This is a genomic window from Lentilactobacillus sp. Marseille-Q4993 (assembly GCF_951230165.1).
Taxonomy (GTDB): Bacteria; Bacillota; Bacilli; order Lactobacillales; family Lactobacillaceae; genus Lentilactobacillus.
Genome location: NZ_CATNVB010000017.1, coordinates 1 through 15,914, shown reverse-complemented (window position 1 = coordinate 15,914; position 15,914 = coordinate 1). Strand labels below are relative to the sequence as shown.

The 15,914-nt window shown below is 41.2% G+C and carries 15 protein-coding genes; 9 read left to right on the top strand and 6 right to left on the bottom strand.

Features of this window, described 5'->3' with window-relative positions:
* Window positions 1–53: 53 nt before the first annotated feature.
* Both QOW94_RS06825 and QOW94_RS06820 read right to left on the bottom strand, forming a co-directional pair.
* On the bottom strand, window positions 54–1,406 hold the full coding sequence (locus QOW94_RS06825; RefSeq protein ID WP_283679572.1) for an aspartate aminotransferase family protein: 1,353 nt from the start codon (window positions 1,404–1,406) through the stop codon (window positions 54–56).
* Window positions 1,407–1,499: 93 nt separating this feature from the next.
* Entirely contained in the window at window positions 1,500–2,933 is a 1,434-nt protein-coding gene (locus QOW94_RS06820; protein ID WP_283679570.1) for an APC family permease, read from the bottom strand.
* A gap of 276 nt (window positions 2,934–3,209) precedes the next feature.
* Between QOW94_RS06820 and QOW94_RS06815 the strand changes: the two genes are divergently transcribed.
* Complete coding sequence (locus tag QOW94_RS06815) at window positions 3,210–3,758, top strand: replication protein B (protein ID WP_502867253.1); 549 nt, start codon at window positions 3,210–3,212, stop codon at window positions 3,756–3,758.
* Between the two features lie 70 nt (window positions 3,759–3,828).
* Here the strand turns inward: QOW94_RS06815 and QOW94_RS06810 are convergent, their stop codons facing one another.
* From QOW94_RS06810 to thrC, 3 genes are read right to left on the bottom strand one after another with little or no spacing between them, the layout of a single operon-like run.
* Window positions 3,829–4,263, bottom strand: a complete 435-nt coding sequence (locus QOW94_RS06810) for an ACT domain-containing protein (protein ID WP_283679568.1) — start codon at window positions 4,261–4,263, stop codon at window positions 3,829–3,831.
* Window positions 4,241–5,146 carry a homoserine kinase gene (thrB, locus tag QOW94_RS06805; RefSeq protein WP_283679567.1) on the bottom strand — a complete coding sequence of 302 codons (906 nt, stop codon included), beginning with the start codon at window positions 5,144–5,146 and terminating at the stop codon, window positions 4,241–4,243. The genes QOW94_RS06810 and thrB overlap by 23 nt, the downstream gene beginning before the upstream one ends.
* Window positions 5,139–6,623 carry a threonine synthase gene (gene thrC / locus QOW94_RS06800; protein WP_283679566.1) on the bottom strand — a complete coding sequence of 495 codons (1,485 nt, stop codon included), beginning with the start codon at window positions 6,621–6,623 and terminating at the stop codon, window positions 5,139–5,141. The genes thrB and thrC overlap by 8 nt, the downstream gene beginning before the upstream one ends.
* A 105-nt stretch (window positions 6,624–6,728) precedes the next feature.
* Between thrC and QOW94_RS06795 the strand changes: the two genes are divergently transcribed.
* Together QOW94_RS06795 and QOW94_RS06790 are read left to right on the top strand one after the other, a co-directional pair.
* Entirely contained in the window at window positions 6,729–7,910 is a 1,182-nt protein-coding gene (locus QOW94_RS06795) for a homoserine dehydrogenase (RefSeq protein WP_283679565.1), read from the top strand.
* Window positions 7,907–9,241: an aspartate kinase gene (locus QOW94_RS06790; RefSeq protein WP_283679564.1), complete on the top strand. Its 1,335-nt coding sequence runs from the start codon at window positions 7,907–7,909 to the stop codon at window positions 9,239–9,241. The genes QOW94_RS06795 and QOW94_RS06790 overlap by 4 nt, the downstream gene beginning before the upstream one ends.
* A gap of 312 nt (window positions 9,242–9,553) precedes the next feature.
* Here the strand turns inward: QOW94_RS06790 and QOW94_RS06785 are convergent, their stop codons facing one another.
* Window positions 9,554–10,384, bottom strand: coding sequence for a hypothetical protein (locus QOW94_RS06785; RefSeq protein WP_283679562.1), 831 nt, complete (start codon window positions 10,382–10,384; stop codon window positions 9,554–9,556).
* Window positions 10,385–10,887: 503 nt separating this feature from the next.
* Here QOW94_RS06785 and QOW94_RS06780 point away from each other — a divergent pair.
* The 6 genes from QOW94_RS06780 to QOW94_RS06755 all read left to right on the top strand — a co-directional run bounded on the left by QOW94_RS06780 (window position 10,888) and on the right by QOW94_RS06755 (window position 15,776).
* Window positions 10,888–11,886 carry a ketopantoate reductase family protein gene (locus QOW94_RS06780; protein ID WP_283679561.1) on the top strand — a complete coding sequence of 333 codons (999 nt, stop codon included), beginning with the start codon at window positions 10,888–10,890 and terminating at the stop codon, window positions 11,884–11,886.
* Window positions 11,887–11,971: 85 nt separating this feature from the next.
* A complete protein-coding gene (locus tag QOW94_RS06775) occupies window positions 11,972–12,451 on the top strand; it encodes a hypothetical protein (protein WP_283679560.1) in 480 nt (159 codons plus the stop codon).
* Between the two features lie 185 nt (window positions 12,452–12,636).
* On the top strand, window positions 12,637–13,149 hold the full coding sequence (locus tag QOW94_RS06770) for a helix-turn-helix domain-containing protein (protein ID WP_283679559.1): 513 nt from the start codon (window positions 12,637–12,639) through the stop codon (window positions 13,147–13,149).
* Window positions 13,150–13,489: 340 nt separating this feature from the next.
* Window positions 13,490–14,188 carry an amino acid ABC transporter permease gene (locus tag QOW94_RS06765; RefSeq protein ID WP_283679558.1) on the top strand — a complete coding sequence of 233 codons (699 nt, stop codon included), beginning with the start codon at window positions 13,490–13,492 and terminating at the stop codon, window positions 14,186–14,188.
* A 9-nt stretch (window positions 14,189–14,197) separates the two neighbouring features.
* On the top strand, window positions 14,198–14,944 hold the full coding sequence (locus QOW94_RS06760) for an amino acid ABC transporter ATP-binding protein (RefSeq protein ID WP_283679556.1): 747 nt from the start codon (window positions 14,198–14,200) through the stop codon (window positions 14,942–14,944).
* A gap of 28 nt (window positions 14,945–14,972) precedes the next feature.
* On the top strand, window positions 14,973–15,776 hold the full coding sequence (locus QOW94_RS06755) for a transporter substrate-binding domain-containing protein (RefSeq protein ID WP_283679555.1): 804 nt from the start codon (window positions 14,973–14,975) through the stop codon (window positions 15,774–15,776).
* Window positions 15,777–15,914 lie beyond the last annotated feature (138 nt).

Here is a 15,914-nt window from a genome sequence, read left to right as displayed (position 1 = left end):
AAAACTCCCACTTTATTTCAAAAAAATGGGAGTTTTACTTTAGATTTATTTAATTACCAGCCAATTTCACCGTCAGTTTGGGGGAGTTTGGCAGTTCCGTTTTCAACGGCTGTCATACCATCGTCGAGTACTTTGAAGGCTTTTGTGAGTTCATCTCTGGTGATTACCAAAGGTGGCTGGAAACGAAGAATATTGCCACAGAGGGTGATCATAACGACTCCATGTTGGAAGGCGTAATAAATCAACTTAGTAGCGGCTTCGGAATCAGCCTCCTTGGTTTCAGGATCCTTAACAATTTCAATTCCGCCATTAAGACCCCACATTCTAATATCACCAATCATGGGGTGCTTTTTTTGAAGAGCTTCAAACTGAGCTTTCGCGAACTTGCCATCAGTTGCCGATTTGGTTACCAAATCATTCTCGTCAAGTAAGTCTAGGGTTGCTAAGGATGCTGCAACGCAAACTGGGTTAGCGGCAGTAGTGAAAACATGAGCTGGAGCATCAAGACTTTCCATAATTTCCTTCTTACCGACAACTGCACTTAGTGGCATCCCAGATGCGATTGATTTACCAACTGACATTAAGTCAGGTTCGATATTGTCGTATTGTTCGATGCCCCACATTTTTCCAGTACGACCAAGCCCCTGGTTAACCTCATCAACCGCAAAGAGAATTCCGTTATCGTGACAGAATTTATAAACCAACTGCATGAATTCCTCCGGTGCTTTGACGATGCCACCGTCACCCTGAATTGGTTCAATCAAAACGCAGGCAGTTTCATCTGCAGGTAAGAAAGATTCAAACGGTGCTTTGAACGAATTGAAATAGCGAATTGCAACGTCGTGTTCCGTTTCACCTGGAAGTCGCCGGTATAGGTCAGGATAGGGAACGTGGACGACACCTGGTAACATTGGCCCCATCTTGCGAGTCATGTTAAGACTGGTACCAGATAAACTCATGGACCCGTAAGTTGATCCGTGATATGAGCCCATGAATGAGACGATGTATTGGCGGCCAGTATAAGCCCGCGAGAACTTGATAATGGCATCATTAGCATCAGAGCCTGATAATCCAAAACTAACTCGCTTTGGGCTATCTCCGGGGGCAATTTTGGCTAATCGTTCTGCTAGCTCGATCCCTGGGGTATGGTGAAAGTATGCCGGAGTGTAATGAATTAACTTCTTTGCCTGCTCGGTAATTGCGTTAACCACTTTCTCCTGGGTGTGGCCGACGTTGATTGCTGAAGCACTTGCAAGTAAGTCTAAATATTCATTGCCATCAACATCAACAAGAGTTGCGTCATGAGCATGATCAATAACAAGGTCGAAGTAGTCGATTCGGCCACAATCTGCGAAGTACTGGTTTTCGCGGTCAATAAGAGCTGAAGCTTTTGATAGGTCATTCATAAAATCACTCCTTAATTTGTGGGTCTTAAATTGCACAAAGGGAGTGAACCATTATTTCCTAGTTCACTCCCTGCGGTATAAAACGATATTTAACTACTCTTCTCTACCAGCGTTTGAATGGCTGTAGCCGTAGATGAAGTAAACGATGGTTCCAAGAACAAACCAACCTAATGCGTATGTTTTTGCTTGAATATCCAATCCCCAAAACACGATTAGCGAGCCAATGAAACCAAGGGCTGGCAGAACTGGGTATAGTGGCATTCTAAAGGCAGGAATCTGGATGTCCTTTCCTTCACGAGGACGCAATGCGTAAACGCCGAGAGAAACGAACATGAAGGCAATCAAAGTACCGGCTGAAATCAGTTGAGCCAAGAATGCGAATGGGAAGACAGCTCCCAAGGTAATTCCAATAATTGTAAGAACAATTAGTGCACGGTTTGGTAAGTTATGGGATAGTTTTCCTAACCATTTTGGAAGCAAACCATCACGACCAAACGAGTATAGCAATCGCGAACCAGCGAGCATCATTCCGATGAGGGCGGTAAACATACCAACGACCGCAATTCCTTGAACGACGGCGGCAATGGTTCCGTGACCACTTTGACGAAGTGCCCAACCAACAGGTTCAGCGTTGTTTGCGTATTTGGAGTAGTGGAACATTCCAACTAGTACCAACGCTACGGCGATAAACAATGTAACGGCAATTAGTAATGAGCCTAAGATTCCACGAGGCATTGTTTTTTGTGGGTTCTTTGCCTCAGCCGAGTTAGCTGCAATGGAATCAAATCCAATATATGCAAGGAAAATTTCGGAAACCCCGGCGTAGATTCCTTGCCAACCACCAAATGCAGAGCCAGCTGCGTTTACCTTGTAGTCTGGAATAAATGGTACGTAATTTTGAACGTGGATCGCTGTTAAGCCAACAACGATAAATACTAAAATAGCAATAACTTTAAGGACAACCAGTGTGTTTTCAACTCTGGCGGTTGATGATGCTCCACGTGATAGCAAGATAGCAACTAAAATTCCAGCAATGATTGCAATTAGGTCAATCATTCCACCGTTTGTTCCCGTTGATGCGGAAGAAAGGTAAGCTGGCAGTTTTAAACCAATCGGACTAATTAGTCCCTGGAGATTGGCTGAAAGTCCTGAAGCAACAAAGGCCACGGCAATGAAGTATTCGGCAAGAAGGGCCCAACCGGCGATCCAGCCCCAGAATTCTCCGAAAACCACGTGGATCCAAGAATAAGCTGAACCGGCGAATGGCATAGCAGCGGACATTTCAGCATAAGCGAACGCAACCAACGCAGCAACGATACCGGCAACCACAAATGAGAGAGCAACGGCAGGACCAGCGTGTTGAGCGGCAACCACTCCGGGAAGGGTAAAGATTGAAGTGGAAACGATCGTTCCAACTCCTAATGCTAGGAAGTCTTTTGTTGTCAGGCTTCGAATCAAATGAGAATCCTTATCCTCATAGACGGCGGGGTCTTCCTTTCTAAACATTCGTTCAGTTAACTTGCTCATATAAACACTCCAATCATATTTTTAAAAACTGATAACTTAACTAGGTTACCAATATTTAGGCCCAAAAGAAACGGGCGAGCAGGATAGTCTATTAAAATTAGACATTTTTAGTAGTTTACATCATTTTTCATTAAATTGTCAATGAATTTCTAATGAAATTTTAATGAAGGAAAGTAGTTTACCATAAATTTCGAAAAAGGTTTGCCGTTTCCATTGTTAGTTCGTATAATGAAAAGGACGAAAAAAATAGAAAGTTATCTTCGAGGGGCGAAAACAATGAGTTTAACAATCAAAGAATTAGCAGAGGAACTTGACGTTTCAAAAACCGCAATTCGCAAACACATGGATGACGAATTTCGGGATACATATACTGAAAAAAACGGAAACAAAATTTTAATTACCGATGATGGCGTTAAAGTTTTAAAGGATCAATTTGAAAATAGCAAGGCTACTGAAGAAAAGACGCAAACTGCACCTAAGAGTTCAGCAGCTAAGAAAAGTAATTCAAGTGCTAGTTCAAACGTACCTGCGCCAGCAGAAGAAACTAAGTTGTTAGCCGAACAACTTGAAGAACAAGCAAAGCAGATCAAGCAAAAGGACAAACAAATTGCAGAATTGCACCAATTACTTGATCAATCTCAACGGTTACAACTTGATGTCCAAAACAAGTTAAAGCAATTGGAAAATAAGCAACCACAACCAAAGGCAATTGAAACTAAGGAAGACAATATCCCTAGCGATTACAGACCAGGTCGGGCAGATAACAATTCTGCCTACCAAGCCGACAGTGAGGATAAAAAGCACTGGTGGCAATTCTGGAACTAAATTTGACTTATTAATAATATAAAAGACCGGTAAGGAATTCATCTTTGAACTCCTTACCGGTTTTTTGTAGCTATTCAATTGAAATTAGGGCAACGTTGCTTGCACCCGGAATCTCCTTGATATGGCTTGTTAATTCATCAATGGTCGCTTGAATGTGGCTAATATCTAATGACAAAACTAAGCTGGCTACATTATGAATGGGAATATTTTGGTTGATTGTCAGGACGCTGGCATCACAGTCTGAAATCGTCATCAAAACCTTGGAAAGGACGCCCCGTTCGTTTTCAAGGAGAAGGGAGATAACGGCCTTACGGTCCATCATGTTCTCCTCAGGTAGGAAGACGAGATCCTTATACTTATAAAAAGTACCCCGGCTGATACCAACTTGTTTTACTGCATCGCTAACCTTTTTATACTTACCACTCTCAATTAGCTGCCTTGCTTGAATTACCTTTTCAAATGAGTCTGGCAGAATTGAACTATCAACGATAAAGTACTTTTCCATTGTCGATTACCTCACTAACCACCCCAGTATTATCAATAGCTACTTCATTGATGCGCCATTCTGGGTGTTTTTCTTGGAGGGCCGTGGTGATTGCGGTAACTTGATCGTTATTATCTGCAATCGCCATCATGGTTGAACCACTACCACTGATATAAAAGGCTCCCGAATTTTCGTTTACAGAATTGCTAACAGAGTCATAGTCTGGGATCAACTTTGATCTGTAAGGTTCGTGCATTTTGTCATTAAACGCAATTTTTATCTGGCTAAGGTTTCCAGTTTCCAGTGCGCGAATCAGTAGCCCAAAGTGACTTACTTGGTTAACGGCGTCTGAATAACTTAGTTGTTTTGGCAGTGCTTCGCGGGCATCGTCAGTGCTGACTGGATAGTCAGGGATGATTGCGATGAATTTTAGTTTATCACTTATTTGGTAACTAACGACTTGGGGAACCTCATCGTTATCCAAAAAGGACATCTGTAAGCCACCCAATATCGCAGGGACCACATTGTCAGGATGGCCTTCCATTTCAGTGGCCAGCATCAACAAGTCAGCTTCACTGATGCCATCGTTAAACCAAGCACTAGCTGCTCTTAGTCCGGCGACAATACAAACTGCTGAACTTCCCAGTCCACGAGCAACCGGAACATCGCTATCAATTTTAATGCTAACGTTTGGAACTGGTTGTTCAAGATACTGGCAACCACGCTCAAAGGCTTGGTAAACCAGATTATCGGCTGTCTGATACTTAGGATCACAACCACTGATTTCTAACTTAGTTGCCGACTTATCGAATTCAAACGTTGAGTAATACGCAACTGCAACACCCAAGCAATCAAAACCGACGGATATGTTGGCGCTAGTAGCAGGTACTTTAATTTTAATCATGGAATACCTCCCTTACCTTTTGATTAACGTAGTCTTCCATTTGCTCCTTTGTAATTACATCGTTATGAAGAACAGGCAACTCCCAGGTTGCCAACACATTGGCTGGGATGTTGGCTCCTGTTTTGGCATGGATCGCCTTCATTATCTCGAGGGTACTTCCGGTAGCTTCTGGCAGTACGGCCTGTTTAACAGCATCGATAAACTTATAGGGACTGGCGGTGCTAAGTAAAATCATTGGTGTTTCCGAGTCGATTTGTTGGTAGTCCTTCATCACTTTATAACCGGCAGCCGTATGGGGATCCATTAGGTAGTGGTCTTGAGCAAACACGTTTTTGATTGAGTTTTCAATATCCTCATCAGTTGAGTAACCGAAGAAGAAATCTTCCTTGATTCGGTTGAAAACCTCATCGGAAACTTGATATTTACCAGTGGTTTCCAGTTCGTTCATTAATTTAGCAACGTAGTTTGAATCTTCGCCACTCTTATAGTAGAGAAGTCGTTCAAAGTTACTTGAAATTTGAATGTCCATACTTGGGGCAACTGTTTTAAAGAACGGCATATTACGGTCGTAAACACCGTGGCTAAAGAATTTAGCTAGGACGTTGTTTTCGTTACTTGCCACAACGAACTTCTTCACGGGTAGGCCAAGCATCTTAGCATAGTAACCTGCTAAAACATCGCCAAAATTTCCAGTTGGCACGGTGAAATTCACTTGGTCACCAACGTTGATTGTCCCCTTATTGACTAGTTGCTTGTATGAATCGAAGTAGTAAACAATTTGAGGAATCAGCCGACCGATGTTGATTGAGTTAGCACTCGAAAGGGAAACGCTTGGACCGATTTCCGCTTTGAGTTTGTCATCGTTAAACAGCTGCTTGACGTTGGTTTGGGCGTCATCAAAATTTCCTTTGATGGCGGTTATCTTAGTATTGTTACCAGTGGTGGTCTTCATCTGAAGTTCTTGGATTTCACTAACCCCACCGTCTGGATAGAAGACAACGATTCCCATGTGGGGTTGATCCTTAAACCCTTCGAGGGCGGCCTTACCAGTGTCACCACTAGTAGCGGTTAAAATCATTACTTGGTTGTTTTCATCCAAAGAATGTTTCATTAATTGGGGTAGTAATTGTAAACCAACATCCTTAAAGGCACTGGTTGGTCCGTGAAATAATTCAAGGACGTTGAATCCAGGTAATTGTTCAACCGGAGTGATGCGGTCGTCATCAAAACTACCATCGTAAGCGTTACTTACGCTATCCTGAATTTCTTCCTCACTAAAGTCAGGGAGCAGTTTATGCAAAACGAGTTTGGCAATATCCTGATAACTTAATGAAGAAAGATTACTCATATCGATCTTGAGTTCATTAATATTTGGAAGGACAAATAGCCCCTTATCGTCTGAAAATCCCTTTTTAATTGCTTCTTTAGCTGAGAGTTTCACTGAATTATCTCTAGTACTGGTATAAAAATTATTCATCGCATATATACTCCTTGCTTTTCTGTAACTACTATGATAATCTGTATTCAAATAAAAAACAAGTGTTTAATATTAATGAACAAAAATTAATTGGAGGTCGTCGCTGTGAATATTGCTATATTAGGATTTGGTACCGTTGGGACAGGAGTCTACGAGATTATTAAGAAATCTGTCCGCCAACCCGCGAACCTCTCAGTTAAGAAAATTCTGATTCGGAAAAACAAAAAGGCTGCTTTACCAGAAATGACGGATGACTTTGACGAGATCCTTAACGATGATGACATCGATGTGGTGGTTGAAGTAATTGGTGGTCTTGAACCAGCTCGGCAATACATTATTGATGCCTTGAAGCATAAAAAGCATGTAATTACCGCTAACAAGGCAGTTATCGCCCGTAATATGGATGAGTTTTCAAGGGTGGCTGCCGAAAATGGCGTTAAGTTTTACTTCGAATCAAGTGTTGGTGGTGGAATTCCTTGGATTCAAGGGCTTGAAAGGGCTCTTCGCGTTGATAAGGTTGATAAGATTACCGGAATCTTCAACGGAACCAGCAATTACATCCTTGATCAGATGAAGAAGACGGGACGGTCATTTAGCGATGTACTTCTAAACGCCCAGCAGTTGGGTTATGCCGAAGCGGATCCTAGTGCTGACATTGATGGATTAGATGTTGCTAACAAACTATGTATTAGTGCTGACATTGCTTATGACATCTTTGTTTATCCAAATGAGAAGTTACCTGTGTTTGGAATTAGAAACATCACCGAGGAAGATATTAAGCACTTCAGTAAAAAGGGGCTTACCGTTAAGCTGATGGGAAAAAGTAACCAGAAGGATGGCAAGTTTGACTACGTGGTTGAGCCAACTCTTTGCAGAGCTGAGGAGATTGAAGCGAACGTTCCTGATAACTATAATGTGATCTCACTGCACGGCGATACAATTGGAACACTGAAGTTTATGGGCCAGGGAGCTGGTCAGTTTCCAACAGCAAACGCAGTGATTCAAGATATTCTGGATATCTATCAAAACAAGGAACATCTAACTCGTGATTTCAGTAGTAGCCTAGAATTTGATGATAACTTAACTAGAAGCGACTATATTGTGAGAGCTGAGGTTAATATCACTGATATCTTCAAGGGTTATCACCAAGAAATGAAGGATGATTACCTTCGGGTAGATGATATTCCAGTTGGTAAGATGCACGATTTGATGGTAGAAGTCCTTAAACGAGATGAATTAGCATTTATGGCGAGTTTGCCTGACCGAGGGGGGGCACTAATAAAATGAAAGTTGCAAAGTTCGGCGGTAGTTCGGTAGCGGACGCTGGCCAGTTTAAAAAAGTAAAAGCAATCGTTGAAGCGGATGAACGGCGGCAAGTAGTTGTTGTGAGCGCCGCCGGTAAGTGGAAAGACCAGACCGTGAAGGTAACTGATTTACTGATTCGAGTTTACCAATTAAGACAATCAGGCGAAGATTTTCAACCAGTATTTGCCCAAGTAAAGGCCAGATTATTGGCAATCAAGGAAGAACTTGGCCTTAGCGTAAATATCGAATCAAAACTTGAGAAAATTAGTAATGAAATTCCCGGAGCGACGTATGACTACATCGTGTCTCGGGGTGAATTCTTAACGGGGATGATGATGGCCGATTATCTTGGCTTTAAGTTTGTTGATCCTCAAGATTTTATGATTTTCGATGGGAATGAAGTTGACTTGGTTGCCTCAAATCAAGCATTAGCAAACTACTATCATGTTGGTGAGCGAATTTTGGTTCCTGGTTTCTACGGTCGTGACGAACAGGGGAATGTTCATTTGATGCCCCGTGGTGGTAGCGATATTACTGGTTCAATCTTAGCAAACCTATTAAACGCAAACCTATACGAGAACTGGACTGATGTTTCTGGAATCAAGGTTGCTGATCCAAACATCATTGATCATTCACGTAAAATTGATGAGCTAACATACGCAGAGTTGCAGGAACTGTCATACATGGGAATCAGCGTTTTCCAAGAAGAAGCTATTCAACCTTCTCGGGATAAGAACATTCCGATTGCGGTTCTCAATACAAACGCGCCCGAAGAGGGAGGCACCCTGGTTGCATCTTCAGTAGTCAGCAGTTCAAACCAATTGGTGACTGGAATTGCTGGTAAGAAGGGTTACGTAATTATTTCAATCAAGAAACATCAACTTAGTCGGCGGATGGATATCATTCAAGAGGCCCTAAAAGTTGTTGCTCAGTTCGGGGTTGAATACAATTACCTGCCATCAGGGACTGATGCATTTAGTCTGCTAGTGAAGTTTGATGGATCGATGGGTCAGCTGAACAGCATCGTGACTGCTATCAAGGATGCGGTCGAGGTTGATGAAATTGAACTTCAACGAGACGTAGCGCTAGTGGCTGCCGTTTCCGCAAACCTGAGCGAACACCCAGCATTGGCGGGTCGAATTCTTGAGCTTTTGGACAAGAGCAATATCAAGGTTCAAATGGTGGTTCAAGAAGGAGCTGACATCAAACTAGTAATTGGGGTTGCTAACGAAGATTACGAAAAGACGATTGCCGAGTTGTACAAAAACATAAATAAAGCAGCGACCAGTAGCATAGAGGTTGTTGGCGTTTAGCCTAGTGAGAATTGCATTTTCCCTGAGAATATGTGATTCTTTTTTTATGGAAACGGAGAAAATTATGGAAATAATTGGCTATATTTTAATCCCAATCATTGCTGGGCTAGTAGGGGCACTGATTGAGGCTAGGTGGCGGTTCAACAAGCGTTTATTAAGTACTTTTTGACTAGTGTGGCAGTTGTGGTAGTTGCCTACCTGTTCTTTCTATACGAAAAGAGTAAGGTGTAGTAAATATTGGGGTAAAAAAATAAGCATCAGTGGCTAGGACAATGACAGTCCCATCTGCTGATGCTTATTTACTTAATCAAATTATTTTAATTTACCCAAAATAATTCCCTGAATTGGATCATCATTTTGGCTAGCTCTTGATTGGTAATTAGTTAGGTAAATACCTAGTTCATATCCCGATAAGTCTTTTAACTTATTGGTTGTGTAGCCATCATCAGCTAATGCTTGTTTAATAGCAGCCACTCGCTGAGCGGTAGTCATCTTATCACCCTTGCCGTTATTAAGAAAATCATCTACGTGTCGAGGTCGCAGGATTTCACTGTAACGACTTTGAATACTTGTAGTTGGACTAAAGAACACGGCGTTTTGAGAAAGTTCCAAGCTAACTTTAGTGTTAGGGAACAGTTTTAGAATGCCCCTAGTGAGTGATTGTGACTTAGATTTCTTGATGTAGCTATTGTATTCGGACAAACTCTTGAAGTAATTGACATCAATTGGAAAGGTGCCAGAAAAGCTAGGGTTAAGGCCAGCCTTAACTGATCCACTATATACTAGCCCGCTAACGTTTTTATACGTCTTAGTGTCTCGATAAGCGTCGACGTAATAGTACAGGTAGTTCTTGCCATTGTGGCGTAGCGTTACGTTGATCTTTTTAATCCATGAGTACCCCTTGTAGTTCTTGAGGTTTGCTCGTTTCTTAGTATGAGTACCATTCCACAGGTAAATGTTCTTAGTGGTGGATGTGGTATGGTATGGCGTGTAGGTACCGCTTCGCAACCACTTTTTTGAAACTACTTGGTATGAATTGTTGCTCGTTTGTGACTTTGCCGCTTGCGTGGTTAGGTTGGTAGTAGCTAGTAAACCAAACACAGTGGCAATTAATGCTGTTCCTTTGAGTAATTTTTTAATCATAATACCCCTCCAATACATATTCATTTTACAACATAAAGATTATTGAGGTGGTTAAGTTGTTATTAATTTTATGAATAGATCATGGCTAAAACCTGGTTTGCGGTTTCCAATTGGCGGTTTCCGTTTAATGAAGTTAAAATAAAATTAGAAAAAGTGTTGACATTATCATTTTGAGTGAGTTACACTACTTGCAACAATTTAATTCGACTAAGTTATCTGGTTGATGGAGTGGTCGAATAGTTTTACCAAGAGAGGGTTCGGTGGTGTGAGGACCTCAAGACTATTTGATTTAAAGATCTTCCAAATTGGTTCACTTTTCGAGGTGAGCGGGGTGCACCCATTATCGTGCAACGTATCGCAGCAATGCTGTACGGAATGAGGAGTTATCCGTGAGGGTGACTTAAAAATGGGTGGTATCACGTAAAACTAACGTCCCTTGGCTATCAGGCCAAGGGGCGTTTTTTAGTCGAATTAAATAAAAAATAAAAGGGAGTGTGGTTCACATGAAGTATGGAATTATTGGCGCAGGAGCAATGGGATATAGGTATGGAGTAATGTTACAAGAGAACGCTGGCGTTGATGTAGATTTCATCGACACATGGGAGCCAAACGTTGAAAAGGTTCGGGAACAGAATGGGGTTTCTGTGGCCCGAGACCATGAAAATCGAAAAATTGTTCCAATCAATATTTATTATCCAGAAGAATACAATGGTCATCCTGATGTTTGGATTGTGTTCAAAAAGCAAATGCAATTAGCTGAAGAAATGGCTCGGGATAATGAAGCAGGTATTTTCCACAATGATCAATACGTCTTTTCAGCAATGAATGGGTTTGGTCACTTTGAAAAAATTGCTGAATATTTCCCTGCTGATCACATCATCTGTGGAACTGCGATGATTGCTACTAGAATGGATGGTCCAGCTAACGTTGATTTTATGGGTGAGGTTGGTACCGAAGAAATGCATATGGCTCGGTATAACGGTGAGGGACCTGATGAAGTTACCCGCCAAGTAGCTGAAGATTTTAAGGCAGCCAGATTAAACCCAATTTTTGCTCCAGATTATATGGGAATGTGTATGTCCAAAGTGCTATTTAATGCGGTAACCAACACATTATGTACGATGTTTGAAATGCAAATGGGTCAGTTTATTGAGTATGAGGGAGTTCGCGATATGGCTCGTCAATTATTTGATGAAGCATACGATGCATGTGACAGAGCTGGAATTCACTTAATCGCAACCCGCCAAGAGCAGGTGGAATCAGTAATCACCGTGAGTCAGGAATACAAGTACCATTACCCATCAATGTATCAAGACTTCTCCAAGGGTCGCCCAACAGAAGTTGATTACATCAACGGGTATATTGCTAAAATTGGTCGTGAGAATGATTACGTTTGCCGGACTCATGAATTTGTTACCCATGAGGTTCACATGGCGGAAATGATGAGAAAGTACCATAAACAAGGAGCTAACGTAGCTGATAAAACAGCAGTGACGGTTTAGTTAAATCCTCGGAGTTTAAAATTGCGAACCTAATGGTTTCCGGTTACTATTGCCTTACCAAATATTAGCCGGAGGAAAACTGGAAATGAAATTGAAAGTTCTCTTATTGACTTTATTGTTGTTTGTTGGAATTGGGGTGACCGGTTGCGGTTCGAAATCAAGTGATGGTGGCGATCAAGCCGGTCTTAAAGATGAAAAAATAACTGTTTCTAAGACAGTCACTAACGACGTTGAACCGAATACGGAGCAACTAAGTTACTCACGTTCCACCAACAAGGTAAAATACAAGACTGTTAAGTTCAAAGCAACTTTAGATGATGACTACGATGACTCGAAGCTGTATAAGTATGTTCCTGGAACTAAGAAGAACAAGACGTACAGTTGGAAGAAAGTTAAGGCGAGAGAAGGCAAACGAATCTACGTTGATAAGAAGGCGGTTGTTTACGAGCGGGATGACGACGATGATGATTATGATACTGAGGAGTATTATCGAATTCGTTTTTCATCAAGTTCAAAAGCCACTAAATATTGGGTAGAAGAAGATGTCGTTGAAGATGATGATTAATTGATATATTTGGCCTATCTACTGGAAGTGATTCTGGTGGGTAGGCTTTTTTAGTGTAGAATAAAGAATTGAGAACCGCCAACCTACTAGTTTCCGGTTTTTTCGTCCTAAATCCGGAATGCTCACCATATGTGCTTTCATTTTGGCTAAGGTTTGATCAGAATAAAATAAACGGGAGGCAAATTATGACAATTGGTGAACAAATGAAGCAACAACGCAAGCTTAAGGGTTGGTCTCAGCAAGACTTGGCTGATAGGATGTTTATTTCTAGACAATCCATATCTAGGTGGGAGAGTGGTAGCTCACTACCAACAATTGCGGGCGTAATCCAATTAAGTGATTTATTTAACCTTTCAATTGATTCGCTAATTAGAGGAGACGAGGACTTGATGGATAAATTATCAGCTAGCCATAAAATTTCAAAAACTAAAAAGATTGTTCTTTTTGGAAGTATTCTTACTATAATATTATTTATTTTTCTGATGTTGTTTCGGGTAAAGTACAGCCTGTACGATTTTGTGGGTGGTGGAATTCGGTGGATTGCCGTAATTGGCTTTTTAACATCTCTTAATTGGAAACAAGTAAATCATACCCTGACAAAAAGTTCAGTATCCTGGGGGATTGTTGTTTTTATTGGGGTGATTATTCCTGAACTTTACAGTTTGGTATCTGGTTTTACTTCTGGTTTGGGTCACTAATTTAAAATGCGGTCATGGCGTTGACACTCTGCTATTTATGTTGTACGCTACTTTTATATTTCAATTACTTTTAATAAGAACCGCTGTGACGAGAAGAGTAAGTTGGTTAGTAATTCTAAAAGCGATTGCCGATAGTGAGAGGGCAAGGATGAAGGGCAGCTGAAGATGAACTCTGAGTGATTATTTTAGGTGCAAGCTTAGAAAACGTGGGAATCACGATACCATTCATGGAGCCGCCTAGCAGTAAAAGGCGGGAAAATGGGTGGTAACACGGAAAATCCGTCCCAGCACTTAGGTGCGGGGACGGATTTTCTTTGCCAATTTTTAGGAGGAATAGGATATGTGGAAGATTATTATGGATGCCCTACCACAGTTGATTGTTGCAGGGCTAAAGTACACAATTCCAATTGCAGTTATTTCGTTTGTTATTGGGCTAATAATTGCCTTGGCAACGGCATTGGTTAGGTTATCCGCAAAGGGCGGTTGGTTTGTGATCGTTAAATGGATATTTAGGTTCTATGTATGGTTGTTTAGAAGCACGCCACTGTTAGTGCAGTTATTCATTGTTTACTTTGGTTTGCCATACTTGAAAATTAAGGGGATATTTCCGGAAGGAATCAAGTTGGACCCATGGACAGCCGGAATTTTAACGTTTTCACTTAATACCGGGGCTTACTGTTCAGAAACTATTCGGGCAGCCATTCAATCAATTCCTACGGGTCAGTGGGAAGCAGCTTACTCGATTGGAATGACTAAGAGTCAGGTCCTTAAACGGATTATCTTACCCCAAGCAATTCGCGTTTCACTGCCACCACTTTCAAACAGCTTTATTAGTTTGGTGAAAGATACTTCGCTGGCGGCATCCATCACCATCGTGGAAATGTTTGAGGTTAGTCAGCAGATTGCCGCTGAAAACTTCCAGCCACTCCTGATGTATACGCTTGTTGCACTGGTATATGCTGTTTTCTGTACTATATTAACGTGGTTACAGGGATACCTCGAAAAGGTAACGTCACGGTACGTTACTCCTGCTAATTAGGAGGTTACAATGTTAAAACTAGAAAAAATCAGCAAGTCATTTAACGGAACTAAAGTATTGAAGGATATCTCCACGACGTTTCCTGAAAATAAAACAACCGTAATTCTTGGACCATCTGGATCTGGAAAGTCAACGCTGCTACGGTCGCTTAATTTTCTGGAGCACCCAGAGTCTGGAATCTACGATTTTGATGATACTAAGATTGATTTAAGTAAACCACTCACTGATAAGATGATTCTGGATATTCGGAAGAAAACTGAGATGGTTTTTCAAGGATATAATTTATTCCCTCACTTAACGGTTAAGAAGAATGTTATGGAAGGGCCAGTCCAAGTCCTTAAAAAGGGTAAGGATGAAGCTGAACAAGAGGCCATTGAATTGCTCGATAAGGTCGGTTTGAAGGACAAAGCTGATTCTTATCCGTCAGAGTTATCTGGTGGGCAGTCGCAGCGAGTGGCAATTGCCAGATCGTTAGCGATGCACCCTGAATATATTTTTCTGGATGAGCCAACTAGTGCCCTTGACCCTGAGCTAGAGCTTGAGGTGCTTAAGGTTCTGATGAAAATTGCTGAAGAAGAGCAGTCGATGATTATTGTTACTCATAATTTAGCCTTTGCCAGACAGGTAGCAAACAAGGTATTATTTATTGAGGATGGTTCAGTATTATTTGACGGACCGGTTGAAGACTTCTTTAATTCGGATAATGAACGAATCAATGGGTTCGTTAATGCAATGACGTTTAATGATATTGAATAATATGTTTAATTGGGAAAGGAAAGAAAAGATGAAAATCAGAAGACATTTATCCAAACTACTATTATTGGGGGCAGCATTTATTGTTGCAATTACGCTTTCTGCATGTGGTTCAAACAGCGGTAGTGGTTTTAAAAAGGACCTCGTTCAGAGTGATCAATTGACGATTGGTTTGGAAGGAACATACGCACCATATTCTTACCGTAAAGACGGTAAGCTAACTGGGTTCGAAGTTGAACTTGGTAAAGCAATGGCTAAGAAGATGGGGGTCAAGGCTAAGTTTGTCCCAACGAAGTGGGATAGCTTGGTTGCCGGACTTGGTAGTGGTAAGTACGACGTTGTTTTAAATAACATCACCGTTACACCTGAAAGAAAGAAGAGCTACATCTTCTCAAATCCTTATATCTATTCTAAGTATGTTTTAGTTACAAGAGCTGGAACAAACGTTAAGGATATCAAAGATATTAAGGGTAAGAAGTTTGCAGAGGGTACCGGTACTAACAACGAACAGGTTGCTAAGAAGTACGGGGCTCAAATCGTTCCATCAGGTGAGTTCGTGAATAGTGTTAACTTAGTTAAACAAAAGCGAGTTTACGGAACTATCAACTCAGTTGACTCTTGGAACAGTTATTCAAGTGAACAACCAACAATTGGCTTGAACGCCCGTCAGTTAACTAACGATGAAGCTGAACCAGCTCAAATCTCAGCAATGTTTAACAAGAAGGACACCAAGCTTCAAAAGGAAGCAAACAAGGCCCTTAATGCATTGCGGAAGAATGGTCAACTTAAGAAAATTTCAATGAAATATTTCAACAAGGATATTACTGAAAAATAACAATATCGAAAGAGGCCGGGACATAAGTCCCGCCAATAAATAAACTGGATCATATTTTTCATGACTTTTTGAAAAATATGATCCAGTTTTTCTTTTATCAGTAAAAAATAAGAAAAATTAGCCATCATCAAGGCCAAT